The sequence below is a fragment of the Klebsiella terrigena genome (assembly GCF_006539725.1).
GTDB classification, from domain to species: domain Bacteria; phylum Pseudomonadota; class Gammaproteobacteria; order Enterobacterales; family Enterobacteriaceae; genus Klebsiella; species Klebsiella terrigena.
In genome coordinates, this window is record NZ_BJNO01000002.1 from 71,950 (window position 1) to 95,634 (window position 23,685).

Sequence of the window (23,685 nt, forward strand, 5' to 3'; positions counted from 1 at the left end):
ACGGAGGATCGTGTTTGCGTTAACGATAACGACGCAATGCATATCACGAATGATGATTTATTCTCAGCACATCGAGAAAAAACTGATATCCTGAAGTGAGTTACACGGTCACATTGAGATCGCAATGAAATATCAACAACTGGAAAATCTTGAAAGCGGCTGGAAATGGAAATACTTGGTTAAAAAGCACCGGGAAGGTGAGCTGATTACCCGCTATATTGAAGCCAGCGCAGCGCAAGCCGCGGTCGATGTCTTGCTGACGCTCGAAAATGAACCGGTTCTGGTGAACACCTGGATTGATCAGCATATTAATCCGGAGCTAATGAACCGGATGAAGCAGACTATCCGCGCGCGTCGCAAGCGTCATTTTAACGCTGAGCATCAGCATACGCGTAAAAAGTCTATCGACCTGGAGTTTGTGGTTTGGCAGCGTCTCGCGGGTCTGGCACAGCGACGGGGAAAAACGCTGTCGGAAACTATCGTACAGCTGATTGAGGATGCTGAGCATAAAGAGAAGTATGCCAGCAAGATGTCCAGCCTGAAGCACGACCTGCAGGTATTGCTAGGTAAAGAGTAGTCCGCAAGACTGATAGCGCGATGCGCGAGCGTTTTTCGCGTTAGCGCCAAATTTGAGACAAAAAAACCCCGCATCAGCGGGGTTTTTTATCGGTAGTAAAACTTAAGCCTGCGGCTGAGCTACTACTTCTTTGTAACCTTTAACTTCGATCTCTACGCGACGATCCGGACCCAGGCAATCGATCAGTGCAGCGCGAGCTTTCACGTTGTCACAGGTGTTGCCAGTAACTGGGTTGGATTCGCCCATACCGCGAGCGGAGATTTTACCAGCCGGGATACCTTTAGATACCAGGTAATCAACAACGGACTGAGCACGTTTCTCAGACAGCTGCTGGTTGTAAGCGTCAGAACCGATGCGGTCAGTGTAGCCCAGAACAACTGCGGAACCGTCTTTCGGATCCATGTTGCTCAGCTGGGTGTACAGCTGATCCAGAGCCTGCTGGCCTTCCGGTTTCAGAGTAGATTTGTTGAAGTTGAACAGTACGTCAGACTTCAGAGTGAAGTGCTTGGTAGTCACTTCCGGAGCCGGAGCCGGAGCAGGAGCTACAACCGGAGCTGCTTCTTCCTGACCGAAACGGTAGGAAACACCTACGCTCAGCATGCCGTTATCAGGACGCGTACCAACGGTACCTGCATCACCGATGTTGTTAACCCACTGGTATTCCAGACGGGTTGCGATGTCACGAGTCATTGCCCACTCGATACCACCAGCAAATACCGGGGATACGCCAGTGTCGTGTTCGCTGCGGGAAGTACCGGTAGAACCGTAGTTGCCGTCAGCATCTGCACGCCAGACCATACCACCCAGACGGGTGTAGATGTCCAGATCGTCAGTGATCGGGTAACCCAGTTTAGCAGTCAGCTGAACGCCCTGAGCTTTGAAAGCGCCGTTGTCAACGCTGCCTTTATAGGCCATACGTCCCAGCCAGTCGTAACCCATTTCGAAACCGAGGTACGGGTTAACCTGATAACCACCAAACGCACCAGCACCAAGCTGATCGTTACGGGTCGGGCCGTTGTTGTTCTGGAAACCGTTACCGTAGAAACCGGTATCGTGATACTGGGACCAACCCAGTTTACCACCTGCATACCAGGTGTTATCTTTCGGTGCGGCCTGCGCTACGGTAGCGAAGCCAGCCAGTGCCACTGCAATCGCGATAGCTGTCTTTTTCATTTTCTGCGCCTCATTATCATCCAAAATTCGCCATGAAGGTACAAAAGACCTCACGGTTAGATCCTTCACCCGGGGCGTGACTTGTTGTTAACTATGCTGATACATGCAGCGTAAGCCGATCACCCCTGGCGATGTAAAGTCTACAACTTAGTTCGAAACTTACAAGTGTGAACTCCGTCAGGCATATGAAAAAAAAGGGTTGTATACACAATATTTAACAAATATGGTTGGTTTTCGTTCACCGGAGAAACCTGCGAGACCGCATCAGACAGGCATCCGCACAAAAACAACCCTTATAAAAGTATGCCTTTGGACTGCGCAAAAAAAATTCTAGGATTAATCCTAATTTGCCTTAATGATACAAATTAGAGTGAATTTTTAGCCCGCTCAGTTGTCTCCCATGCTGGCTCGTATTTCCTACAGGCCTCATGATGAACCCCATCGCATGACCTTCTTCCGCGGCACTAACCAGCCGTTCATGTTCTTCGGCCGTCAGCTCATCTGCCAGCCAGCCGATTACCACGCTATAGTTACCCGTACGCAGGGCGCGAATCATTGACTCTACCGTGTTGTAAGGGGAGAGCTGGTTTATCTGCATGACTTTCGACAGCGGCAGGCCGGAGGATTGCACCCACTCGCGGCTCAGCTTCTGTTTTGGCGTCAGCCAGAGCTGCCAGCGGGATTGCTGACCCAGTTGCTGTAATAAAGGAAGCAGCAGCAGCTGCGTCATCATCGGCTGATCTTCACGGTAGACAATCTCACTAATCAGCCCGCTGGCTGGTTGTTCGACGGCGTCATGGGAGTGGCGACGTACTGAAGCAGAAGTCAGTGATGAACGATTTGCGTAAGCTGAAGTAAGCATTGTCTATTTCCGCCTGTAGTTACTGTATGCATATACAGTATATCCGGGCGGCGAAAAGATCAACCTCATTTATCGTGTTGTCGCTCGAAATTTGTTCGACGTTGTCGGCCATACCCACCACGACCTGCTCTCGCCAGGCTAAAGCCGTGGCATAAATTTTTGCGCAATAAACAGCAAGCCCTACGAGCCTGGTCGCACATTTTTACGATGCTCCATGTTTAGCGCTGCTCTCCCTGAGCACAAACTATTTGTGCGACTATTAATTAATGCTCCGTTTATATTTTATCTTTAATACATCAGGTTTCGCACAGACGTAATTTCTTGAAAGCACCTCGCAAAATGGTGAGTTGATTGAGCCGAACGTTAAAATCACCTTGCTGCAATAAAGGAACTCACTTATTTTCTGAACTAACGGATCCGTTAACTAAATGACTCAGTATTCGCATGATTAACCAAGGAATAATCATGAAAAAAATATCATCCCTACGGTTTCATAAATTTCAGAAGTGCTTGTCGCCATTAGGAAAAATAATCTGCCGTCCTTTGTTTGGTGGCTATAGCCTGGCAATAGACAACACCGTATTTGCGATGGTTGCAGAGGGGGAGATCTATCTTAAGATTTGTGAGCAGGGCGCCGCATATTGCGTTGCTCATGAAAATCCGCTTTTAAAAATGCGAAAAAACGGGCGGCCAATTTTGCTTAAATATTATCAGATAAATGAAACGCTTTGGTGTGACAGTAAAATGCTTTTCAAACTATCGTCGCTTTCATTACAGGCGGCGCAAAAAGAAAAGAACCAGCAGCGTTATTCCGGCAGGTTGAAAGATCTGCCAAATATTAGTTTTCATATGGAGCTACTATTAATTAACTCAGGGGTAATAGATCAGCAGGCGCTGCGTCATATTGGTGCACAGCGTGCGTGGCTAAAGCTGCGAGAGTCGAATAAGGCCGTCACGCTGAATATTCTCTATTCACTGGAAGGGGCAATTACCGGCGTTCACGCCGCTGCGCTCCCGACGGCACGGCGTCAGGAGCTGCAGGAGTGGGCGCTTAACCAGCGGTAAGGCTGGCCGCTATTTACTCTGGCCGAACTGCCACCTGCTGCTGTAGGCGGCAGATTTCAGGTAATAGTGCTAACAACAGACCGATTTGTTGGAGCACCAGCGGCTCTTTGCTATCGGCGCGAGGTTCGAGGTGTTGGATCCGGGTCTGCAGGCGGGTGAGTGCCTGCTGTACCCGCAGTTCGTCGGCCGGTGAATGATGGAGTGCATCATCTACGTAGCAGACTGCGTCGTCCAGCAGCGCCAACGTCTCCGGCGTGGTCAGCTTCTCCCGATGCGCCCCCAGCGCTGAAATGTAGCTGGTAAAGGTATGATTCAGGCAGAGCAAGCGGAAGGCCGTTTCACGAATATCGGCATTTGCCCGGGGCTCCGTTGATAAATTCGATACCACTGAAGCCAGCTCACCGTCCCGGCTATGGGCATCCCGTCGCGCAACCCGATACGCCAGGCGGTTATCGCGCCCCTGGTGATACTGTTCAAGAATGGCGTCGAGGTATCGGCAGTTGGCGTTTATGGCCTGATCCAGAACTCGCGGCAGGTTACGGAACTTCCAGTCCGGCCAAATAAAGCTGACCGCAGCCCAGGCAATCGCACAGCCGATGAGGGTATCGAAGATGCGCGGCAGAGCGACTTCAAAGCCTTCCCCCAACAGGTTAAAGCAGAGCAGAACCAGTAGGGTAATAAACATTGTGGCGTGGGCATATTGTACATTGCGAAAGGCAAAGAACAGGACGCCGGTAAGGACAATCAGCAGCAGCTGGCCTTCGACCGAGGGTACCAGCAGCAGTATCGGTAGACCGATAGCCACCCCCACCAGGGTGCCAATAATCCTCAGGGCCAGGCGGTGACGGGTGGCGTTATAGTTTGGCTGACAAACAAACAGGCTGGTAAGCAGTATCCAGTAGCCGTGATTGAGCCCGGTTAGCTGGATAAACGCATACCCTGCGCACAGTACCAGCGACATTCTCACCGCGTGGCGGAAGAGGGCCGATTCCGGTGACAGGTTACGGCGTAAGCGCAGCCAGATATCGCTGAAGCCGCTAAGACGGTCCTCTGCGAGTAAATTTTCCGTCGTCCCGTGTGCGGGGGCGGCAACCTGAGCGGACTCGATGGTTGCCAGCTGAGCGTCAATTGCTCTCAGGTTGTTCAGCAGGAAGCCCAGCGCTTTGACCTGCTCTAACGGTTCTCCGCTGGCCCGTACGCGGTCGAGTGCGGCGTCAAGATGCATAAATGCGCGCTCGAAATGCGCATCGTGCTGGTAGGGTTCGCGCAGCAAAATAGCGCGGGATAACTTCTGACACGCCTGAGCCTGCATCGATAGCATGCGCTGAAAGCGGAACATGATGTCGCTGTAGCGAAAACGGTCGCGGAGCGTTTGGTACTGGATATGCGACGAGCTGGCGCGTTCGTGGATATCCTGGGCAACGAAGTAATACTGCAGCGTCCGTCGGGTACCTCGCTGCCCGCGGTCGCCGCGCAGGCGGGTGAGCAGCGACGTTTTAGTCTGGTTAAGCGTTGCCACCAGCTGGCCATTGGCGATAGCCAGATCGTAGAGTGGCGCCTGGCTTTCGTCTTCAATATCCGGGTCAAACATGCGTGATTTGAGATCCAGATAGCGCGCCAGCAGCTCATAGCTGCGCGCAAGATTGTCCTGAAGCGGGCGAATCGGGAAAATAATATGTCCGGCCAGCGTCAGCAGGTTGTACCAAACGGCACCGGTCAGCAAAAATAACGGCTGTAGATACCAGCGATCGTAGAGCGTGACCCCCAGCATGGTGTAGATAGCGATCAGCAGAGCGCCGAAGGCGATAGTGGCGTAACGCTGCCCCAGACCGCCGAGTAAAATAAACCCGGTGGTCGAGAGGGTTAAACCGAGAGCAAATAGCCACGGCCAGGGAAAGAGCAGCTCCACCGAAGCCGATGCGATAAAAAAGCACACCAGGGTGATGGCCAGATTGCGCAACCGCCCGGTCAGGCGGTCGTCGAGATCGGTTAACGCGGCGGCAACGACTCCGAGCGTTAATGGAATCGTGAGTTTTACTTCGCCAAGCCACCATGGAACGGCGGTTGTGCCGCAAAGTGCGATGAAAATCCTGGCGTTATAGAGCCAGGCGCTGTTCCATGTATAACGGCGTAGCAGGGGGCTAAGCATGTCAGTATTCCGTCCGATTACTGGAAGCGACGGCGCGCATTCGCTTCACGCGCGGCGCGGGCGGTCTCGACGGAAACAACCCGGCGTCCCACGGGCCACAGCGCAATAGCGGCAATTTTAAAGTTAGCGATGCCCACCGGAATACCGATAATGGTCAGGCACTGGGCGATACCGCTAAAGATATGCATCAGGCACAGCCACCAGCCGAAGAAAATAAACCATAAAATATTCAGCACGGTACCGCCTGCATTCAGCAGGCTATTCTTGCCCTGCGGCTCGAGCTCATCGACGTGAATAGCTTCATTCCCATAGGGTAAAAGAGAGAGTCGGGTAATTTCCCAGCATGAGCGTGTCAGCGGCAGCGTGAAGATCAGAATGATGCTGACCAGCGTCGCCAGCAGCCAGCCCAGCGTAGTGGCGAAACCGCCGAGGATAAAGTTCAAAATATTCAGAATGGTACGCATAAACCCTCCGTTCACTCCTGTGGATAATAAGACCCGGCCATTGTAACGTTTTTTACGCTGGAGCACCCGGTCACTGGCGGTTAAACTTAAAAACATCCAACCTGATTGAAATTCGGCATGATATGGAACTTAAAGCGACAACATTGGGCAAACGCATGGCGCAGCATCCCTATGATAGGGTGCAGCTGCTTAACGCCGGGGTAAAAGTTTCCGGCGATAGCCACGAGTATCTTATACCTTTCAATCAGTTATTGTCAGTTCATTGTCGGCGTGGGCTGGTCTGGGGCGAGCTTGAGTTCGTGCTCCCGGATGGCAAGGTCGTGCGTTTGCATGGTACCGAATGGAATGAAACCCAGCGTTTCTTTCATCATCTGAATACGCTATGGCAGCAGTGGAGCGCGGACATGAGCGCCATTGCCGCCGACGTGCTGAGCCAGCAGCTGGCTGAGATCGCCCGCTCCAGCGCAGAAGGCAAGTGGCTGACCCGTCAGCAGGTCAGCGAGGTGCAGGGGAAAATTCGGCGGGCGCTCACCGGACTACCGATACCGACCAGCCGGCTTGACGCTTTCGACAACTGCCGCGAGCTGTGGCGTCAATGTCAGAGCTGGCTGGGTGATACCGAGGTGGCCCGGATGGCCCACAATCAGGCTTTCACGGCCTCGATGCTCGAGCAGTACGACGCATTTTTTGCGGGCGTGGAGTCGTCACCGCTTAACCCGGCGCAGGCGCGAGCGGTAGTGAACGGCGAGCGCTCTCTGCTGGTTCTTGCCGGCGCCGGCAGCGGCAAGACCTCGGTGCTGGTTGCCCGTGCCGGATGGCTGCTGACCAGAGGTGAAGCGGCGGCGGAGCAGATCCTGCTGCTGGCGTTTGGTCGTCAGGCGGCGCAGGAGATGGATGAGCGCATTCGCGAGCGGTTGGGCTCCGAAGATATTTCGGCGCGGACATTTCACTCCCTGGCTCTGCATATCATCCAGCAGGGCAGTAAAAAAGTACCGTCTATTAGTCAGCTTGAGAGCGACACTCCGGCGCGCCAGGCGCTGCTGCTGAAAAACTGGCAGCAGCAGTGCCGGGAGAAAAAAGCTCACGCCAAAGGTTGGCGACAGTGGCTGGAAGAAGAGATGGGCTGGCAGGTTCCGGAAACCGATTTTTGGCAGGACAAAAAAATAGCGAGGAGAATGGCGAGCCGCCTCGATCGCTGGGTCAGCCTGATGCGTATGCACGGCGGTTCGCAGGCGGAGATGATCGCCGACGCGCCGGAGGAGATACGCGAGCTTTTTGCTAAGCGCGTAAAATTAATGGCGCCGCTGTTGAAAGCGTGGAAAACGGCGCTAAAAGAGGAAAATGCGGTCGATTTCTCCGGCCTGATCCATCAGGCCATCAATATTCTTGATAAAGGCCGTTTTGTCAGCCCGTGGAAGCATATTCTGGTCGATGAATTTCAGGATATTTCACCGCAGCGGGCCTCACTGCTGGCCGCGCTGCGCCGGCAGAATACCCAGACCACGCTATTTGCCGTCGGCGACGACTGGCAGGCAATCTATCGCTTCAGCGGTGCCCAGCTTTCGCTGACTACCGCTTTCAATCACTGCTTTGGCGAAGGGGACTGCTGCGCGCTGGATACGACGTACCGCTTTAATGGTCGCATTGGTGAAGTGGCGAACGGTTTTATTCAACAGAACCCGCACCAGTTAAGCAAGCCGCTCAACAGCCTGACCGCCGGGGATAAAAAAGCCGTTACGCTGCTGGCGGACGATAAGCTTGATGATTTGCTCGATAAGATGAGCGGCTACGTGAAAGCGGATCAGCGGATCCTGCTATTGGCGCGTTACCATCACCTGAAACCCGCCGCGCTGGAGAAGGCCGCTACGCGATGGCCGAATCTGCAGCTCGATTTTATGACGATCCATGCCAGCAAAGGGCAGCAGGCAGATTACGTGATTGTCCTTGGGCTTCAGGATGGGGATGATGCGTTCCCGGCTCCGGCGCGGGAGTCGATCATGGAAGAGGCGCTGCTGCCGCAGCCGGAGGATTTTCCCGATGCAGAAGAGCGGCGCTTGCTGTACGTTGCCATCACTCGTGCACGTCTTCGCGTTTGGCTGCTGTTCAACAAAGAGCGACCGTCTGCGTTTGTGGAGATGCTGGAAGCGCTGGATGTACCGGTAGTAAGAAAACCTTAGCGGCTGGCGGCCTGGCCGCCAGCAGGGGCTACTTAAGGCGTTCCGCCAGGTAACGCTGATAATCCGGGATCAGAATATCGAGAGGCTCGCCAAAGTGCGGCGACAGGATAATAAAGTCGGCGGTTGAGGCATTGGTCGCAACGGGAATATTCCATACCGTCGCCAGACGCAGCAGCGCCTTAACGTCCGGGTCATGAGGCACGGCGTTTAGCGGATCCCAGAAGAAAATCAGCACATCAATTTTCCCCTCTGCAATCAGCGCACCGACCTGCTGGTCGCCGCCCATCGGGCCGCTCAGCATCGCGTTCACTTCAAGCCCGGTTGCCCTGGAGATAAGATTTCCGGTGGTACCTGTTGCGTAGAGTTCGTGTTGAGCCAGCAGCGCCTGGTGGCGAGCAACCCACTTCATCAGCATATCTTTACAGTGATCGTGAGCAACCAGAGCGATATGTTTGCGCGCGGGCAGCGTACGTGTCGTCAGTTCCATAATTTCATTCCACATTTTAGCCTGCAGACAGATTACTGGAAGTGACTGCTGCTGCAAGCATCAGGGTGAAAAATTTTGACGTATCCGCTAGTCAGCGTGGATGGCCGGTTAGCCTGGATTAGCTTACACTTGGGCTAAATAGCGGGAGGATAAAATGAAAGAGAACGATATCGCAGGCATTCTGACCTCAACACGGACGATTGCGCTGGTGGGAGCCAGTGACAAACCGGACCGCCCAAGCTACCGGGTGATGAAGTATCTGCTGGAGCAGGGGTACCACGTGATCCCGGTTTCACCGAAGGTGGCGGGTAAAACCCTCATGGGGCAACAAGGCTACGCCACGCTGGCTGATGTTACGGAAAAAGTGGATATGGTCGACGTCTTTCGCAACTCTGATGCGGCGCTGGGCGTTGCTCAGGAGGCCATTGCCATCGGTGCGAAAACGCTGTGGCTGCAGCTAGGCGTGATTAACGAGCAGGCGGCTGTTCTGGCGCGAGAGGCAGGACTAACCGTAGTGATGGACCGCTGTCCGGCGATTGAAATCCCGAGATTAGGTCTGGCGAAGTAAATAAAAAACCCCGCCGGTGCGGGGTTTTTTCTGCTAGTTGCGCAGTCGAGGTGCCTGAAGCTGCTGGCGAATGGTCCGTGCCAGCTCGTCCATTGACGGCTGCTCCGGATGCTCATCGCTGGGCTCGCTGCTGAGCTGCGCTTCGGCAAGATAGGTATGAACGGGCTGACCATCCTCATCTTCCATCACCACATGATACCAGGGCAACGCCCGCAGCTCGTCGTTGGCCGCAATTTCGTCCTCCGCCGGCTCTGCAAGCGAATATTCTGGATCGATATCAACGACCACGCCGAGGAAGCCTAACAGAGTATGGCGAACCTGCTGGCCGATACCGAATTTGCTGGCAATCATAGGCACCTCCTGGGAAACGTTATTACCTGCTATATGCGGGCAACGTTGCGCTTTTCAAGTTACATGATGCGGCAGGCAAACCCTTTCAGATACAGACCTTCCGGGTAGGTTGCGATCACGGGATGGTCGGCAGCCTGGCGGAACTGTTCTATAAATTGTACATCACGTCCGGCGTCAATTGCGGCATCGGCGATGATTTTCTGAAATAAATCGGTAGCCATCAGACCCGAGCAGGAGAAGGTCAGCAGGATCCCGCCGGGATTGAGCAGCTGGATAGCCAGCATGTTGATATCTTTATAGCCGCGGCAGGCGCCCATCAGCTGGCTTTTGTTCTCAACAAATTTCGGCGGATCCATCACGATCACGTCAAATTTTTCATTCTGGTCACGATACTTACGCAGCAGCTTAAAGACGTCATCGCGGACAAATTCAGCTTTGGAGAGATCGAGCTGGTTCAGTTCGATATTCTGCTTCGCCACGTCCAGCGCTTCCTGAGAGGTGTCCACGCTGATGACCTGGCTGCAGCCGCCCATCAGGGCAGAAACGGCAAAACCGCCGGTATAGGAGAAGCAGTTGAGGACGCGTTTGTCGGCAACATAGCGACGGGTCGCCAGGCGGCTATCGCGCTGATCGAGATAGTAGCCGGTTTTGTGGCCGCCCTGAATATCAACCAGCAGCTGCATTCCGTGCTCGGTGATGGGCAGCAGCGCAGGCGGCATTTCGCCGGTAACCAGGCCCTGTGCCAGATCCAAACCCTCTTTTTTACGTACCGCGACATCGCTGCGATCGTAGATGGAACAGGTCGGGAACAGCGTTTGTAGCGCGCTAACGATAGAGGCGCGCTGATATTCTGCGCCAGCGCTAAGCAGCTGCAGAACGAAAAAATTGCCGAAGCGGTCGATAGTTACGCCCGGAAGCCCGTCAGACTCGCCGGCAATCAGACGATAGCTGTCGAGGCCATCGCGCTCCGCCAGCCATTCGCGCCAGGTTTGCGCCTGCTGCAGACGGCGTTCAAAAAAGGCAATATCGATCTCCTCGCTGCGGTCAAAACTCCAGACGCGAGCGCGGATCTGCGACGATGGAGAGAACGCGCCGCGAGCAAGCCATTTCCCCTGCGAATCAACGATATCGATAGTTTCGCCGGAACGGGCTTTACCTTCCATACGGGCGACGGCGCCAGAGAAAATCCAGGGATGGCGACGCAGCAGGGATTTCTCGCGTCCTTTGGTCAACACTAAGCGGGGGAAAATGGAATCTGTCATGGGGCTACCTTTAGCAACGGGAATGTCGGCACCGAAAAATGGCGCGTAGGTTAGCACATGTGGCCGCCGCAAGCACCATGCCCGCTGTGCAGGCAGGTGAGCGTTTCGGCACAAAACACAGGCACTTTGGCACAATAAAAATCACCCGCGGATCTTACAGTGTTTTCCTCAACCCAATGGAGGAAAATGCAATGAAAACAGGATTTGGCTTAGCTATGGTTTTACTGTTAGCGACGTGCGGCAGCGCGGCAGCGGCGCAGTTTCAGGTCACCAGCGGCGATATGCGGGATGAAGGGAGCCTCGCTCAGGTACATTGGTTCAGCGGTTTTGGCTGCACCGGCGGCAACGTCTCGCCGCAGCTGGCCTGGAAAAATGCGCCGTCGGGGACCCGCAGTTTTGCCGTCACCGCCTACGATCCGGATGCACCAACCGGCAGCGGCTGGTGGCACTGGACGGTGGTGAATATCAGCAGCAGCGTGACGAGCTTAGCCGCTGGCGCCGGAGATAAAAACAGCGCTAAACTGCCGGGCGGAGCGGTTCAGGGGCGCAATGATTTTGGCTATGCCGGTTTTGGCGGCGCCTGTCCGCCCGCTGGCGATAAGCCTCACCGCTACCGCTTTACCGTGTGGGCGCTTGATACGCCGACGTTACCCATTGATGCACAGGCCAGCGGTGCGCTGGTCGGATTTATGTTGCACAGCCACGCTATCGCCAGCGCGCAGCTGACGGCAAGGGCAGGGCGCTAACCCCGTAAGGATGGCCAGATGCAGAATATAAACTTTCGCCATAACGCCTTAACCGCGGCGGAAATTACCTCCAGGCGCCTGTATAAACTGCATCGCGTGACCCTATTTACCCCCGCGCTGTGCCGGGTCAATCGCGGCAGCAAAATTATCGTTCAGGGCGTTAGCCAGATGCTGGCGACGCCGCAGCAGCTGATTATTCTGCCCGCCGATCTTGAGCTCGAGGTGATTAATCAGCCCGATAAGGGGCTGTTTTGCTCCGATCTGCTCTCTTTGACGCCGGAGCTGCTGGCGGATTTTAAGGCCCGCTATATGAGCGAGCCGCAGCCCGGGCGACTTACCTCTCTGTGCGCACCGGCGACCCCGGACCTGCTGTTTATGTGGCAAAACGTCCTGCAGGCGGTACGCAGCGGGCTGTCGGCGGAGCTGCAGCATCATCAGGCGATGGGGCTGCTGCTGGCGCTGCATCAGGCGGGCTACGCCGGGCCGCTGCTCAATGAGCGCCAGCAGAACCTGAGCGGCCAGGTGCGGCAAATTATCATGCTGTCGCCCGCGCAGGCCTGGAGCGTCCCGCGAGTGGCGAAGATGCTGTTTCTTGGTGAATCGACGCTGCGCCGTCGCCTGCAGCAGGAAGATCAAAGTTTTCGCCAGATTGTTGAGGAGGTGCGTATGGCCTACGCTCTCGGCCAGCTACAATCGACCTCATTACCGATAGGTGAAATCGCCCTCAACAGCGGCTATCAGTCCGGTTCGCGCTTCACGGCGCGCTTTCGCCAGCACTATGGCCTGTTGCCGAAGCACGTACGCTAGCCAGAATTTGCTATTCTCAGCGTAGAGTTATTGGCAATAAAAGGAGAGCAATCATGGCGACACTCTGCACGATGGCATGGGTATATGGTTCAGTTCAGGGGGTTGGCTTTCGCTACACGACGCAGCGGGAGGCGTTACGCCTGGGGCTGACGGGCTACGCGCGCAATCTGGACGACGGCAGCGTCGAGGTTTTGGCCTGCGGCGAGGCGGAGCAGGTGGCGGCGCTGGTGAGCTGGCTGAAGGAGGGCGGGCCTCGCAGCGCACGGGTCGATCGGGTGCACACCGAGCCCCATCAGCCCACCAGAGAGTGGCAAAAGTTCTCTATTCTGTACTAGATGCATTTCACCGGTTTGGGCAGCCCGGCAATTTTCGTTGCCTGTTTGGCGGGGCCTTTGGGGAACAGGCGGTAGAGATAGCGGCTGTTGCCTTTCTCCTCGCCGAACTTATTTGCCATCGCCTTCACCAGCATCCGAATGGCCGGCGAGGTGTTGAACTCCAGATAAAAGTCGCGGACAAAACGCACGACCTCCCAGTGTTCTGTCGACAGGATAATACCTTCCCGCTCGGCAATAGCGGTCGCCAGGGCTTCGCTCCAGAGGGTGGTATCCTTCAGATAGCCTTCGCTATCGGTCTCAATTTCATTGCCTTCAAAGATAAACATAATTCTTCACATACCGCTAAAACTGGCGGCAGTTTAGCAAAAAAAAAGGCCCCGCATAAGCAGGGCCCGAGAAGAACGTGGGAGAGATTAGTCTTTGCTGGCGAAGCCCAGAATGCTGAGCAGGCTGACAAAGATGTTGTACAGCGACACGTACAGGCTCACGGTGGCGCGGATATAGTTGGTTTCACCGCCGCGGATGATGTTGCTGGTTTCAAACAGGATGGCGCCGGATGAAATCAGAATAAACACCGCGCTGATTGCCAGATGCAGAGCCGGCAGCTGCAGGAAGATATTCGCCACCATACCGATCAGCACCACCACTACGCCTGCCATCAGCATGCCGCCAAGGAAAGACATATCTTTGCGGGTCGTAAGCACATAGGCCGAGCAGCAGAAGAACACCAGCGCCGTACCGCCCAGCGCCAGGCCGATCAAATCTCCCATACCCGCCGACAGATAGGCGTTAAGCATCGGCCCAAGGATATAGCCCAGGAAGCCGGTAAAGGCGAAGGCCGCGAGGATGCCCGATGGCTTGTCGGCCAGCTTATAGGTCAGGAACATCAGTCCGTACATGCCGACCAGGGTCAGAATCAGCCCGGGAGATGGTAGCATCAGGACCGTGCTTGCCGTTGCCGTAATGGCAGAAAATGCCAGCGTCAGGCTGAGCAGGAAATAGGTGTTCCGCAGAACTTTGTGCGTGCTGAGCAGCGATGAACGGTCACGCGACGACGTAATTATACGATCCATGAGTCACTCTCTTATGACAGATGTTATTAATAACGAAGCATAAAAAAACCACGCCAGAAGCCATAGTGCTTTTACCCATCTTTACTTAGACCTCAGCGCAGAGAACCAGCATATTATTCTAATAAATGACGGTAAGGCGGCGCGTTTGTGCGTTTGGCGTCAGGAACCCGATCGGAATCTGATAGGTCACTGAAAAATATTGCGTTATGGCGATTCTGTGGCTAAGTGTGGAGAGGGTACAAACGAAGCACCATAAAGGCAAGGGATATGAAATTACAAAAATATAACGACATCACGCGGGCGCTACTGGTGGTGGGTTTACTCGCCGCAGCGGCGCCGACTCTCGCAGCACAGGTCCCGGCCGGCACCGCGCTGGCAGAGAAGCAGGAGCTGGTCAGAAATAACGGTAGCGAGCCCTCATCGCTGGATCCGCATAAAGTCGAAAGTGACGTGGAATTCAACATCATCAGCGATCTCTTCGATGGGCTGGTCAGCGTCTCTCCGGCAGGCGAAATTCAGCCTCGTCTGGCGGCGAAATGGGACAACAAAGATAACACCGTCTGGACGTTCCACCTGCGTCCGGGCGTCACCTGGTCTGACGGGACCGCAATTACCGCCCAGGATATTGTCTGGAGCTGGCAGCGGCTGGTTTCCCCGGCTACGGCATCACCCTATGCCAGCTATCCGGGAAATATGCATATTGTGAATGCGCAGGATATCGCGCAGGGTAAAAAAACGCCCGATACGCTGGGGGTGAAGGCTCTCGATGACGCCACGCTGGAAGTCACCTTGAGCCAGCCTAACGCCGCGTTCTTGCCGATGCTGGCGCACCCGTCTCTGGTACCGATTGATAAAGTGCTGGTCAGCCGCTTCGGCGAGAAGTGGACCAAACCCGAGCATATGGTGACCAGCGGCGCCTATAAGCTGTCCAGGTGGGTAGTGAACGAGCGCATCGTGGCCGAGCGCAATCCGCGCTATTGGGATAATGCCGCTACCGTGATCAATAAAGTGACCTATCTACCCATTAGCTCCGAGGCGGCAGATGTTAACCGCTATAAAGCGGGAGAAATCGATATCGTTTTTACGGTGCCGATTAACCAGTTTACGCAGTTGAAAAAAACCATGGGCGAGCAGCTGAACGTCTCCCCGCAGCTGGCGACGTACTATTACGAATTCAATACCACCAGGCCGCCGTTTAACGACCCGCGGGTCCGGCTGGCGCTGAATATGGCGCTGGATAAAGACATCATCGCAGAGAAGGTCCTGGGGCAGGGGCAGCGTCCGGCATGGTTAATTAGCCAGCCTGATATTGGCGGCGTAAAGCTGCATAACCCGGACTATGCCAGCTGGCCGCGCGACAAGCGTATTGCCGAGGCTAAAAAGCTGCTGAGCGAAGCCGGTTATAATGACAGCCACCCGCTGGTGTTTAATTTGCTCTACAACACTTCTGAATCGCATCAGCGCGTGGCCATTGCCGCCAGTTCGATGTGGAAGAAAAACCTCGCCGTTGAGGCGAAGCTACAAAATCAGGAGTGGAAAACGATGCTCGACACCATGCATACGCATAATTTTGATGCGGTGCGCTACGCGTGGATTGCCGATTATGACGATGCCGCCACCTTCCTCAATAACTTCCGCACCGGCGATAGTGAAAATACCAGCCAGTACAGCAACCCTGCGTACGATGAAGCGTTGCGTAATGCGGCCAAAGCGCCGGACGTGGCCACCCGGGGCAAGTTTTATCAGCAGGCAGAGGACCTGTTGGGCAAAGATGTCCCGGCAGTCCCGGTTTACCACTATGTCCGTACGCATCTGGTGAAGCCGTGGGTAGGCGGATTTACGCCGGATAAGCTGGGGTATTACTTTACCCGCGATATGTACATCAAAAAACATTAACGCTGGGAGGGCGGCTGGCGCTGAAATTCTGCGCAAACCGCCTGATTTTCAGACGAATAACACAGTTTTGTTTGTTTTTAAGGCAGTTGAACAAAATCGTGCTTTACAGCCTGAACGGAGGTGTTTATAGTGCGCCCCATACCGGAAGCGTGGCCGAGCGGTTGAAGGCACCGGTCTTGAAAACCGGCGACCCGAAAGGGTTCTAGAGTTCGAATCTCTACGCTTCCGCCAAATAAAAGAAGGGGTTACCAAAAGGTAGCCCCTTCTTGCTTTGGGCTGTTGGTATCGTGTTGGTCTATTCGCCGGGCATACTGTCCATTTTGACACCCTCAATCGTTTGCCTTTCCACGGCGATGGAGCATTGAGCGTCGGCGAAATTTCCCTCTTCCTGTCCTGGGCTGTTCGGTTTTGTCTATGCTGAACAACGCCTTATCTTTGCTGCTCCCCTCAACGGCCGAAATATCGCCTGCGCGAAGCAGACAACCGACCCGACCCGCGTCATCGATCAGGCGCGCAGACGGAGGCCGAAGATATTGTTGCCACGCGCGTGCAGGTAATAAGCGCTGCCACCGTGTAATGTGGCTATTGCGCTGACCAGCGACAGCCCCAGTCCGCTACCGGCGGTGTGGCGGACGTTGTCTCCGCGCCAGAAACGTTCGAATAGCTTGTCAGGCTCGGCAAGCACTTCACCGGCGTTGGAGACTTCAACCTCAACGAATTCACCGCGTTGAAAGGCCCCGACGGATATCGTTCCTTTTCCCGGTGAATAGCGAATTGCATTCGTCAGCAGGTTAGTCATCGCCCGCTGGAAGAGCATTTTATCCGCGGTGAGGCTACCTTCGGCTTTCAGCTCGATGAATATTTCCCGCTCCTCCGCGACGGGCTCCAGGAAGTCGATCAGCGTTTCCAGGGCGTCATGGAGTAGGAACGTTTGTTCATTGAGTTTGATATTGTTGTGCGTGGCGCGGGCGAGAAAGAGAATATTCTCTGTCAGCCGCGACAGACCCTCCAGCTCTTCAATATTCCATTCAAGCAGAGTCTGGTATTCCGCCGCTGAACGCTCATGACCAAGCGCAACCTGATTCTGACCTAATAAAACGTTGATGGGGGTACGTATCTCATGAGCCAGGTCGTCGGCAAACTGGGTCAGACGGATAAAGTCCGTCGACAGGCGCTGGCGCATGGCATTAAGCGCCTCGCCGAGCGGAAGAAGCTCCTGCGGTATCGCCTGAAGCGGCACCGGATTATTTAACCTGTCGCTGCCGGTTTCTGCCATGATCTTGCTTAACTGACCGATCGCGCGAAGCCCTCTACGGATAAGTATCGGACTGACGGCGGCACACAGCAGAATGGCGGCCAGCGAAACCAGAATACTTTGCTGGCGATAACGTTCGAGCATGAGCGCTCGCTCGCGTGCAACCCGTGCAAGGGTAATGGTTATCGGTCCTTCCTGTGAATTTGCCTGCAGGCTAAGCGCTGAGACTTCGGTATCGTCAGCGTTGACCCAGCGGTGCAGCTGTTTCGCGTTGGGTTGGCTGCTTATCGACGTGGGCGTGATATCCGGCAAAGCAACGCCCGTATGGTTAATACTGACGTTTTGCTCATGCTGTGAGCGGATGCTGAGAATATCCTGGCGGATATCGACCATGCGATTGAAATAGAGCGGCAGGGAGCCGGGATGGGCGCCATCTTCAAGTAACTGCCTTAATTGGGCCGCACGGTTAAGAAGAGTTTGATCGTCACGCCAGATAAGCTCGCTGCGTAATGCGTTATAAAGGATCAGGCTTATACCGCTGCAGGCCATCGTCATAATCAGCGTGAAAATCGCCGTCAGCCGCAGAGTGAGGGAAGGGCTATACACCGCCGGGCTCCTGTTCCGTCAGACAATATCCCATGCCTCTTACCGTGGTAATAAGCTTTTTAGCAAAAGGATCGTCTACTTTACGTCGCAGGCGGCGAATGGCGACATCCACGATGTTGGTTTCGCTGTCGAAATTAACCCCCCAAATTTCGCTGGCAAGCAGAGTCCGGGGCAGGATTTCACCGTGACGACTCGCCAGAAGCCACAGCAGCATAAACTCTTTACGCGTTAGCGCCACGGGTATGCCGCCGCGCGTCACCTGAAGGCGCGCCGAGTCCATCACCAGATCGGCCACACGAAGCGAAGTGCTGTACGGCTGGTGCTGGCGGAGCTGATTCTTTACCCTTGCCAGCAGCTCAGAAAATGAGAACGGTTTGACCAGATAATCATTCGCTCCCAGCTCCAGCCCTCTGACCCGATCGTCAACCGAATCTCTGGCGGTGAGGCAAATAACGGGAATATTGCAGGCGGTGCGCAGGGCTTGCAGCACCTGCCATCCATCCATACCCGGCAGCATAATATCCAGTATGACCAGGCTGTAGGGGTGTGCCAGCGCCAGGTGCAGGCCGTCCCGCCCGTCCGCCGCGTGATCCACGATATAGCCCGCTTCTTCCAGTCCCTTGCGCACCCAGGCGCTGGCTCTCTGGTTATCTTCAATGAGTAATAGTTTCATTCGCGCAGTTTGCCATGAATTGTATGACCGCCCCAGCGTTTCAGCGCCAGATGACAATATGGTCATCTTTCTGACAGGTTATTTCGAAAACCACTCGGGTATAAAAGTGCGGTGATTAACACAGGAGAATCAACTATGAAAAAGTCCGTTGCCGCCTTGTCCCTCGCCATGCTTCTGGCTGCCCCCGGTATTACCCTTGCCGCCAGCAAAAACCCGCTGAGCGTCCATGTGCTAAACCAGCAAACGGGGCTGCCGGCACCGCACGTTGGCGTGACGCTTGAGCAGAAACAGGGTGAGAACTGGAAGGTTCTGAATACGGCCAGCACTAACGAGGATGGCCGCATTGATGCGCTATGGCCGGGAAAGCCCTTTGAAGCGGGAGAGTACCGGGTGACTTTTAAAACCGGGAAATACTTCGCTGAACAAAAACAGCAGAGTTTTTTCCCAGAAATCCCGGTTGAATTCCAGATAACGAATACGACCACCACCTATCACGTCCCGCTGTTGCTGAGCCAGTACGGCTACTCCACCTACCGGGGAAGCTGAGCATAAATGAGACGTTTTATGCTTGCACTGACCCTTGCCACGGGATCGGGCTTCGCGTTTGCTGCTGAACCCGCGGTCGTCTATGACATGACCCAGGCGCTCAGTCAGAAACTGGCGACGGAAGCGTTGGCCGTCTGTCACGGTATGAATCGTCAGGGCGTGGTCGCCGTGGTAGATCGCGGCGGGAACCTGGTTTCGCTGATGAGGGATGACAACGTGGGGCCGCATAATACCCAGGCCGCATGGCGTAAGGCCTTCACGGCGCTGTCGACAAAAACGCCGACCAGGCAGCTGGCCAAACAGTCTCAGTCATCGCCGGATGCCGCGAACCTGAATACCGTTAACGAGCTACTGCTCCTTGGCGGCGGCGTACCGGTACAATATCGCGGCCAGTGGATTGGTGCCGTCGGTATGGCGGGAACCGGCGGGGCTGAGTCCGACGATCGCTGTGGGAGTGAAGCCATTAACAACGTACTTGGTCAAAGCCAGAATAAATAGCGCTGAAAGCACGGCTGTACTAAAGGTGGGGAAGAGCGCTCTCCCTACCTTTAGTGACGCTGATTATCCGGATGAAATAACCTAAGAGCCGCGTCAGCGAGGGCGCGGCGATCGCCTGTTTACTGCTTCACCCACACTAACCGATCGACCCGGAAGCCCAGAGCACGGGCGGTGTTAAGGTAGTCTTGCTTGACTGCTTCCGAAAGGGTTGGCGTACGCGACAGGATCCACAGATAGTCGCGGTTCGGCCCGCTGACCAGCGCGTACTGGTAATCTTCATCGAGCTTAATCACGTTATAGCCGCCGTAAAACGGCCCAAAGAACGAGACCTTCAGCGCCGCAGTGGTCGCCGGACCGGTGAAATAGGCCTTTCCTTCGCTCTCATTCCACCTGTTTTTCTGCGGATCGTAGCCGCGGTTCAGCACGCTAAGACCGCCGTCGCTGCGTTTGCCGTAGGTGGCGCTCACCTGCTCAAGGCCGCGCTCGAAGCGGTTTTCCAGGCGCGCGATTTCGTACCATTTACCCAGATAACGGCCGGCGTCAAAGCCGGTGACAGGCTGCACACCTTTTGGCGGCGTGGGGGATTTACAGGCCACCAGGGTCAAGGCGATTGCAATACCGGTTGCAACGGGCCATAGCTTCATGAGAACTCCTTTCATCTGTGCAGTTGGGAGTAAAGTGTAGTGCAAACTTTCCGCACTTCATTCCACCCGAAATGATTCGTAGTATATTGAGAGTATTCTTTATGATCAGGTACCCGCTATGTCTTACTCCATCGGGGAATTTGCCCGGCTTTGCGGAATCAACGCCACCACGCTTCGCGCCTGGCAGCGTCGCTACGGCCTGCTAAAACCGCTGCGCACCGACGGCGGACATCGCCAGTACAGCGACGACGATATCCAGCAGGCGCTAAAAATTCTCGACTGGGTCAAAAAAGGGGTGCCTGTCAGCCAGGTTAAGCCGCTGCTGGCCCGCCCCGGCCCGCGACGTACCAACAACTGGGTCAACCTCCAGGAGACGATGCTACAGCGTCTCAAAGAGGGGAAAATCGAATCCCTGCGCCAGTTAATTTACGATTCTGGCCGCGAATATCCTCGCCCGGAGCTGGTCACTGAAGTGTTGCGCCCCCTGCGCAGTAAAGTCTCGGCCAACATTCCTGCCATGATGACCCTGCGCGAAATCCTCGACGGCATTATTATCGCCTACACCTCGTTTTGCCTTGAAGGAGATAAAAAAGCGCCCGGCGATAACGCCCTGATTACCGGCTGGCACCTGGCCGATCCGTGTGAAATCTGGCTCGAAGCGCTCAAGCGCACCGGCCAGGGGCAGCGCATTGACGTACTTCCCGTCCCGCCCGCCGCGCTGGCTCCGGAAATCTTCCCGGAGCGCAAATGGCTGCTGGTCACCAGCGGCAAGCTTACCGCCGTTCGCAAAAAGCAGATCGTTCTCTGGCAGCAGCAGGGCGTTTCCCTCGAAGTTATTCCTCTGTAGTTTCTTTCGTCCACTGCCGATGTTGTTCCTCACGCGCCACCGCAAAGGTGGCGTGCCTGCGTGTGACTATCAAAAATTAAGCGCCTAAAGAACTTAATTTAATTGATTGAAATACATTAAGTAAAAAAATAATATCATTATAAACTTGGACAAATAAACTTAATTGTCTAAGTTTTAACTATGCGAGTGCGCTACGTTGTTTAACGTCAGGATGAGACTTATGAGCACAATGCCGTCCGTTATCAATCGGTTTGTTGAGTACTACGCCGGACTGGATAACCAGCCGCCATCGGCGCTGGCCGCGCTCTATGAGGCTGACGCCACGCTTATCGATCCGTTTGGTGAGCACCGGGGGCTTTACGCCATCCAGCGTTACTTCACCCATCTTCTGGCCAACGTGGAGCACTGTCGCTTTTCCATCGATCCGCCGCTGTGCGACGGCCACTTTTTTGTCGTGACCTGGACCATGCACTGGTCGCATCCGCGTATTGACGGAGGCGCGATCCTGACGTTGCCGGGATGCTCGGTAGTAAAGATTCAGGGCGAGATGATTACTAGCCAGCGCGACTACTACGATGCTGGCGAGATGATCTACGAGCATCTCCCGCTGCTGGGATGGGCGGTGCGCAGCGTGAAGCGCAGGGTGCGCCCATGATGACTGTCCTCATCACGGGTGCAAGCTCCGGGATTGGGGCCGGACTCGCCAAATCCTGGGCCGATGACGGCTACCGCGTCATCGCCTGCGGGCGGGATCGGGCCCGCCTGGAGGCCCTGCAGCGCTGCAGCCCAAACATCGCCATACGCCTGTTCGATATGACAGACAGGGACGCCTGTCGCCAGGCGCTGGCGGGCTGTTCCGCGGAGCTGACGATCCTCTGCGCGGGGACCTGTGAATATCTGCAAAATGGGGTGGTGGATGCCGCCCTGGTGGAACGGGTCATCACCACCAATTTTCTGGGCCCCGTCAACTGCCTGGCCGCGCTTGAACCGCAGCTGGTTTCGGGAAACCGCGTGGTGCTGGTCAGCTCGATGGCGCACTGGCTGCACTTCCCACGTGCCGAGGCGTACGGTGCGTCAAAAGCCGCGTTGACCTGGTTTGCTAACAGCCTGCGGCTGGACTGGGAGCCCAGGGGTATCGCCATCACCGTGGTTTCACCGGGCTTTGTCGATACCCCCCTGACGCGTAAAAATGATTTCCCTATGCCCGGACGGGTCAGCGTGGAGAGCGCAGTGAAGGCTATCCGGCGCGGCTTGTCCAAAGGGAAAGACGATATCGCTTTCCCGACGGGGTTCGGTCTTACCCTGCGCCTGCTTGCTGCTCTTCCTGCCGGCCTTCAGCGTACATTTCTGCGCAGGATGGTACGCTCATGAACATCGCCATTATCGGCAGCGGCATCGCCGGGCTGACCTGCGCCTGGCGGCTCGCCGGGCATCATCAGGTGACGCTTTTCGAAGCAGAGCCCACGGTTGGCGGGCATACCGCGACGGTCGATGTCGCGACGCCGCAGGGGACCTGGGCCATTGATACCGGGTTTATCGTCTACAACGACCGCACCTATCCCCGTTTTACCGGCCTGCTAAGCGAGCTGGGCATCAGCGGACAAAAAACGCAGATGAGCTTCTCGGTGCATAACCCGCAAAGCGGCCTGGAGTACAACGGACATACCTTAAGCTCGTTGTTTGCCCGGCGTCGCAATCTGGTGAGCCCGAGATTCTGGGGATTGCTAAAAGAGATCGCCCGTTTTAATCGGCTGGCAAAAGGGACGTTAGGCAACGTCGATCGGCACGCCACGCTCGCCACCTTTCTGGAACAGCACCGCTTCAGCGCGTTTTTCGCCCGCCATTACATTCTGCCGATGGGGGCCGCTATCTGGTCATCGTCGCTGCAGGAGATGCGTCGTTTTCCACTGCCGCTTTTTTTGCAGTTTTTTGAGCATCACGGCCTGTTGGATATGACCCATCGCCCGCAGTGGTTCGTCGTACCCGGCGGTTCGCGGGAGTATATTCGCGCCATGCTGGCGCAGCTGGGGGATCGCCTGACCCTACACCTCAATGCCCCCGTGCAGAAGGTTATCCGTGATGACCGCGGCGTGACGGTTCAGCTTGCAGCTGCGAGTCATACGTTCGATCAGGCGATCTTCGCCTGCCACTCAGGGCAGGCCCTGGCCATGCTCGCTGAGCCCTCTAAGGCCGAACGTGAGGTGCTGGGCGACATTTGCTGGCAGCGTAATGAGGTGGTATTACACGGTGACCCTCGCTGGCTACCCGTACGCGAGCGCGCCTGGGCGAGCTGGAACTATCGCCTGAGCGAGCACGATCGGGCCCGCGCCTGCGTGACCTACAACATGAATATCCTGCAAGGCCTGCCGGCAAATGCCCCTTTGTTCTGCGTCACCCTGAATCCGGATACGCCGGTAGATGAACGCTACGTCTGGCGGCATTTGGCCTATGAGCATCCGCTGTTTACCCCTAAAAGCTGGCGCGCGCAGGCTCGCCGTCATGAGATTAACGGCCAGCGGCGCAGCTGGTTCTGCGGCGCATACTGGTACAACGGCTTTCATGAAGATGGGGTGCGTAGCGCGCTGGATGTGGTGCAGGGGATTGCCGCCGGAGAGGGGCGCTAA

The 23,685-nt window shown here is 55.6% G+C and carries 26 protein-coding genes and 1 tRNA gene; 15 read left to right on the plus strand and 12 right to left on the minus strand.

What is annotated here, in order from left to right; genetic code table 11:
- The first annotated feature begins 124 nt into the window (after nucleotides 1-124).
- On the plus strand, nucleotides 125-577 hold the full coding sequence (matP, locus tag RTE01_RS03105) for a macrodomain Ter protein MatP (RefSeq protein ID WP_041144830.1): 453 nt from the start codon (nucleotides 125-127) through the stop codon (nucleotides 575-577).
- Between the two features lie 102 nt (nucleotides 578-679).
- Here the strand turns inward: matP and ompA are convergent, their stop codons facing one another.
- Nucleotides 680-1,750, minus strand: a complete 1,071-nt coding sequence (ompA, locus tag RTE01_RS03110; RefSeq protein WP_041147567.1) for a porin OmpA — start codon at nucleotides 1,748-1,750, stop codon at nucleotides 680-682.
- Nucleotides 1,751-2,102: 352 nt separating this feature from the next.
- Nucleotides 2,103-2,612 (minus strand): SOS-induced cell division inhibitor SulA, encoded by a 510-nt coding sequence (gene sulA, locus RTE01_RS03115; protein ID WP_041144831.1) that lies wholly within the window; start codon nucleotides 2,610-2,612, stop codon nucleotides 2,103-2,105.
- A 465-nt stretch (nucleotides 2,613-3,077) separates the two neighbouring features.
- Here sulA and RTE01_RS03120 point away from each other — a divergent pair, with 465 nt between their 5' ends.
- Nucleotides 3,078-3,677: a TfoX/Sxy family DNA transformation protein gene (locus RTE01_RS03120; protein WP_041144832.1), complete on the plus strand. Its 600-nt coding sequence runs from the start codon at nucleotides 3,078-3,080 to the stop codon at nucleotides 3,675-3,677.
- 13 nt (nucleotides 3,678-3,690) lie between these two features.
- Here RTE01_RS03120 and yccS read toward each other — a convergent pair whose 3' ends face one another.
- Nucleotides 3,691-5,826, minus strand: a complete 2,136-nt coding sequence (gene yccS / locus RTE01_RS03125) for a YccS family putative transporter (protein ID WP_134525487.1) — start codon at nucleotides 5,824-5,826, stop codon at nucleotides 3,691-3,693.
- 17 nt (nucleotides 5,827-5,843) lie between these two features.
- Nucleotides 5,844-6,290 carry a YccF domain-containing protein gene (locus RTE01_RS03130; RefSeq protein ID WP_041144834.1) on the minus strand — a complete coding sequence of 149 codons (447 nt, stop codon included), beginning with the start codon at nucleotides 6,288-6,290 and terminating at the stop codon, nucleotides 5,844-5,846.
- 122 nt (nucleotides 6,291-6,412) lie between these two features.
- Between RTE01_RS03130 and helD the strand changes: the two genes are divergently transcribed.
- On the plus strand, nucleotides 6,413-8,467 hold the full coding sequence (gene helD, locus RTE01_RS03135; protein WP_134525488.1) for a DNA helicase IV: 2,055 nt from the start codon (nucleotides 6,413-6,415) through the stop codon (nucleotides 8,465-8,467).
- Between the two features lie 28 nt (nucleotides 8,468-8,495).
- On the opposite strand, the gene mgsA is transcribed toward helD, so the two are convergent.
- On the minus strand, nucleotides 8,496-8,954 hold the full coding sequence (gene mgsA / locus RTE01_RS03140; protein ID WP_041147568.1) for a methylglyoxal synthase: 459 nt from the start codon (nucleotides 8,952-8,954) through the stop codon (nucleotides 8,496-8,498).
- 154 nt (nucleotides 8,955-9,108) lie between these two features.
- Between mgsA and RTE01_RS03145 the strand changes: the two genes are divergently transcribed.
- Complete coding sequence (locus tag RTE01_RS03145; protein ID WP_134525489.1) at nucleotides 9,109-9,522, plus strand: CoA-binding protein; 414 nt, start codon at nucleotides 9,109-9,111, stop codon at nucleotides 9,520-9,522.
- 33 nt (nucleotides 9,523-9,555) lie between these two features.
- On the opposite strand, the gene hspQ is transcribed toward RTE01_RS03145, so the two are convergent.
- Both hspQ and rlmI read right to left on the minus strand, forming a co-directional pair.
- The gene (hspQ, locus tag RTE01_RS03150; protein ID WP_041144837.1) at nucleotides 9,556-9,873 is read right to left on the minus strand and encodes a heat shock protein HspQ; all 318 of its coding nucleotides are present in this window, start codon (nucleotides 9,871-9,873) and stop codon (nucleotides 9,556-9,558) included.
- Between the two features lie 59 nt (nucleotides 9,874-9,932).
- Complete coding sequence (gene rlmI, locus RTE01_RS03155) at nucleotides 9,933-11,108, minus strand: 23S rRNA (cytosine(1962)-C(5))-methyltransferase RlmI (protein ID WP_172620479.1); 1,176 nt, start codon at nucleotides 11,106-11,108, stop codon at nucleotides 9,933-9,935.
- A 218-nt stretch (nucleotides 11,109-11,326) separates the two neighbouring features.
- On the opposite strand from rlmI, the gene RTE01_RS03160 reads away from it, so the two are divergent.
- Genes RTE01_RS03160 through yccX form a run of 3 tightly spaced genes read left to right on the plus strand, consistent with a single transcriptional unit; the run spans nucleotide 11,327 to nucleotide 13,023 of the window.
- Nucleotides 11,327-11,881, plus strand: coding sequence for a YbhB/YbcL family Raf kinase inhibitor-like protein (locus RTE01_RS03160; protein ID WP_041144839.1), 555 nt, complete (start codon nucleotides 11,327-11,329; stop codon nucleotides 11,879-11,881).
- Between the two features lie 18 nt (nucleotides 11,882-11,899).
- A complete protein-coding gene (locus RTE01_RS03165; protein ID WP_041144840.1) occupies nucleotides 11,900-12,688 on the plus strand; it encodes a helix-turn-helix transcriptional regulator in 789 nt (262 codons plus the stop codon).
- A gap of 53 nt (nucleotides 12,689-12,741) precedes the next feature.
- Nucleotides 12,742-13,023: an acylphosphatase gene (gene yccX / locus RTE01_RS03170; RefSeq protein WP_041144841.1), complete on the plus strand. Its 282-nt coding sequence runs from the start codon at nucleotides 12,742-12,744 to the stop codon at nucleotides 13,021-13,023.
- On the opposite strand, the gene tusE is transcribed toward yccX, so the two are convergent.
- Together tusE and yccA are read right to left on the minus strand one after the other, a co-directional pair.
- Nucleotides 13,020-13,349, minus strand: coding sequence for a sulfurtransferase TusE (gene tusE, locus RTE01_RS03175; RefSeq protein ID WP_115193217.1), 330 nt, complete (start codon nucleotides 13,347-13,349; stop codon nucleotides 13,020-13,022). The genes yccX and tusE overlap by 4 nt on opposite strands.
- 87 nt (nucleotides 13,350-13,436) lie before the next feature.
- A complete protein-coding gene (gene yccA, locus RTE01_RS03180; RefSeq protein ID WP_041144843.1) occupies nucleotides 13,437-14,096 on the minus strand; it encodes an FtsH protease modulator YccA in 660 nt (219 codons plus the stop codon).
- 267 nt (nucleotides 14,097-14,363) lie between these two features.
- Here yccA and RTE01_RS03185 point away from each other — a divergent pair, with 267 nt between their 5' ends.
- Together RTE01_RS03185 and RTE01_RS03190 are read left to right on the plus strand one after the other, a co-directional pair.
- Nucleotides 14,364-15,992 carry an ABC transporter substrate-binding protein gene (locus RTE01_RS03185; protein WP_134525490.1) on the plus strand — a complete coding sequence of 543 codons (1,629 nt, stop codon included), beginning with the start codon at nucleotides 14,364-14,366 and terminating at the stop codon, nucleotides 15,990-15,992.
- Between the two features lie 143 nt (nucleotides 15,993-16,135).
- Nucleotides 16,136-16,223: transfer RNA gene (locus RTE01_RS03190), tRNA-Ser, on the plus strand.
- A 274-nt stretch (nucleotides 16,224-16,497) separates the two neighbouring features.
- Here the strand turns inward: RTE01_RS03190 and RTE01_RS03195 are convergent.
- A complete protein-coding gene (locus RTE01_RS03195; RefSeq protein ID WP_134525491.1) occupies nucleotides 16,498-17,853 on the minus strand; it encodes a heavy metal sensor histidine kinase in 1,356 nt (451 codons plus the stop codon).
- Nucleotides 17,846-18,526, minus strand: a complete 681-nt coding sequence (gene hprR / locus RTE01_RS03200) for a response regulator transcription factor HprR (protein WP_041144846.1) — start codon at nucleotides 18,524-18,526, stop codon at nucleotides 17,846-17,848. The genes RTE01_RS03195 and hprR overlap by 8 nt, the downstream gene beginning before the upstream one ends.
- Nucleotides 18,527-18,661: 135 nt before the next feature.
- Between hprR and uraH the strand changes: the two genes are divergently transcribed.
- On the plus strand, nucleotides 18,662-19,072 hold the full coding sequence (uraH, locus tag RTE01_RS03205) for a hydroxyisourate hydrolase (protein WP_041144847.1): 411 nt from the start codon (nucleotides 18,662-18,664) through the stop codon (nucleotides 19,070-19,072).
- An 18-nt stretch (nucleotides 19,073-19,090) separates the two neighbouring features.
- The gene (locus tag RTE01_RS03210; protein ID WP_227503277.1) at nucleotides 19,091-19,570 is read left to right on the plus strand and encodes a GlcG/HbpS family heme-binding protein; all 480 of its coding nucleotides are present in this window, start codon (nucleotides 19,091-19,093) and stop codon (nucleotides 19,568-19,570) included.
- Between the two features lie 119 nt (nucleotides 19,571-19,689).
- Here the strand turns inward: RTE01_RS03210 and RTE01_RS03215 are convergent, their stop codons facing one another.
- The gene (locus tag RTE01_RS03215) at nucleotides 19,690-20,214 is read right to left on the minus strand and encodes a lipocalin family protein (RefSeq protein WP_134525492.1); all 525 of its coding nucleotides are present in this window, start codon (nucleotides 20,212-20,214) and stop codon (nucleotides 19,690-19,692) included.
- A 118-nt stretch (nucleotides 20,215-20,332) separates the two neighbouring features.
- Between RTE01_RS03215 and RTE01_RS03220 the strand changes: the two genes are divergently transcribed.
- From RTE01_RS03220 to RTE01_RS03235, 4 genes are all read left to right on the plus strand, one after another.
- Nucleotides 20,333-21,061 (plus strand): MerR family transcriptional regulator, encoded by a 729-nt coding sequence (locus tag RTE01_RS03220; RefSeq protein WP_041144850.1) that lies wholly within the window; start codon nucleotides 20,333-20,335, stop codon nucleotides 21,059-21,061.
- Between the two features lie 220 nt (nucleotides 21,062-21,281).
- On the plus strand, nucleotides 21,282-21,716 hold the full coding sequence (locus RTE01_RS03225; RefSeq protein WP_041144851.1) for a nuclear transport factor 2 family protein: 435 nt from the start codon (nucleotides 21,282-21,284) through the stop codon (nucleotides 21,714-21,716).
- Nucleotides 21,713-22,432 (plus strand): SDR family NAD(P)-dependent oxidoreductase, encoded by a 720-nt coding sequence (locus RTE01_RS03230; protein ID WP_134525493.1) that lies wholly within the window; start codon nucleotides 21,713-21,715, stop codon nucleotides 22,430-22,432. Before RTE01_RS03225 ends, RTE01_RS03230 begins: the two co-directional genes overlap by 4 nt.
- The gene (locus RTE01_RS03235; RefSeq protein WP_141334677.1) at nucleotides 22,429-23,685 is read left to right on the plus strand and encodes an NAD(P)/FAD-dependent oxidoreductase; all 1,257 of its coding nucleotides are present in this window, start codon (nucleotides 22,429-22,431) and stop codon (nucleotides 23,683-23,685) included. The genes RTE01_RS03230 and RTE01_RS03235 overlap by 4 nt, the downstream gene beginning before the upstream one ends.

Excerpts from the sequence above, each read along its gene's own strand:
- matP (WP_041144830.1), top strand. The coding sequence starts at position 125 with ATGAAATATCAACAACTGGAAAATCTTGAAAGCGGCTGGAAATGGAAA.
- ompA (WP_041147567.1), bottom strand. The coding sequence starts at position 1,750 with ATGAAAAAGACAGCTATCGCGATTGCAGTGGCACTGGCTGGCTTCGCT.
- sulA (WP_041144831.1), bottom strand. The coding sequence starts at position 2,612 with ATGCTTACTTCAGCTTACGCAAATCGTTCATCACTGACTTCTGCTTCA.
- RTE01_RS03120 (WP_041144832.1), top strand. The coding sequence starts at position 3,078 with ATGAAAAAAATATCATCCCTACGGTTTCATAAATTTCAGAAGTGCTTG.
- yccS (WP_134525487.1), bottom strand. The coding sequence starts at position 5,826 with ATGCTTAGCCCCCTGCTACGCCGTTATACATGGAACAGCGCCTGGCTC.
- RTE01_RS03130 (WP_041144834.1), bottom strand. The coding sequence starts at position 6,290 with ATGCGTACCATTCTGAATATTTTGAACTTTATCCTCGGCGGTTTCGCC.
- helD (WP_134525488.1), top strand. The coding sequence starts at position 6,413 with ATGGAACTTAAAGCGACAACATTGGGCAAACGCATGGCGCAGCATCCC.
- mgsA (WP_041147568.1), bottom strand. The coding sequence starts at position 8,954 with ATGGAACTGACGACACGTACGCTGCCCGCGCGCAAACATATCGCTCTG.
- RTE01_RS03145 (WP_134525489.1), top strand. The coding sequence starts at position 9,109 with ATGAAAGAGAACGATATCGCAGGCATTCTGACCTCAACACGGACGATT.
- hspQ (WP_041144837.1), bottom strand. The coding sequence starts at position 9,873 with ATGATTGCCAGCAAATTCGGTATCGGCCAGCAGGTTCGCCATACTCTG.
- RTE01_RS03160 (WP_041144839.1), top strand. The coding sequence starts at position 11,327 with ATGAAAACAGGATTTGGCTTAGCTATGGTTTTACTGTTAGCGACGTGC.
- RTE01_RS03165 (WP_041144840.1), top strand. The coding sequence starts at position 11,900 with ATGCAGAATATAAACTTTCGCCATAACGCCTTAACCGCGGCGGAAATT.
- yccX (WP_041144841.1), top strand. The coding sequence starts at position 12,742 with ATGGCGACACTCTGCACGATGGCATGGGTATATGGTTCAGTTCAGGGG.
- tusE (WP_115193217.1), bottom strand. The coding sequence starts at position 13,349 with ATGTTTATCTTTGAAGGCAATGAAATTGAGACCGATAGCGAAGGCTAT.
- yccA (WP_041144843.1), bottom strand. The coding sequence starts at position 14,096 with ATGGATCGTATAATTACGTCGTCGCGTGACCGTTCATCGCTGCTCAGC.
- RTE01_RS03185 (WP_134525490.1), top strand. The coding sequence starts at position 14,364 with ATGAAATTACAAAAATATAACGACATCACGCGGGCGCTACTGGTGGTG.
- hprR (WP_041144846.1), bottom strand. The coding sequence starts at position 18,526 with ATGAAACTATTACTCATTGAAGATAACCAGAGAGCCAGCGCCTGGGTG.
- uraH (WP_041144847.1), top strand. The coding sequence starts at position 18,662 with ATGAAAAAGTCCGTTGCCGCCTTGTCCCTCGCCATGCTTCTGGCTGCC.
- RTE01_RS03210 (WP_227503277.1), top strand. The coding sequence starts at position 19,091 with ATGCTTGCACTGACCCTTGCCACGGGATCGGGCTTCGCGTTTGCTGCT.
- RTE01_RS03215 (WP_134525492.1), bottom strand. The coding sequence starts at position 20,214 with ATGAAGCTATGGCCCGTTGCAACCGGTATTGCAATCGCCTTGACCCTG.
- RTE01_RS03220 (WP_041144850.1), top strand. The coding sequence starts at position 20,333 with ATGTCTTACTCCATCGGGGAATTTGCCCGGCTTTGCGGAATCAACGCC.
- RTE01_RS03225 (WP_041144851.1), top strand. The coding sequence starts at position 21,282 with ATGAGCACAATGCCGTCCGTTATCAATCGGTTTGTTGAGTACTACGCC.
- RTE01_RS03230 (WP_134525493.1), top strand. The coding sequence starts at position 21,713 with ATGATGACTGTCCTCATCACGGGTGCAAGCTCCGGGATTGGGGCCGGA.
- RTE01_RS03235 (WP_141334677.1), top strand. The coding sequence starts at position 22,429 with ATGAACATCGCCATTATCGGCAGCGGCATCGCCGGGCTGACCTGCGCC.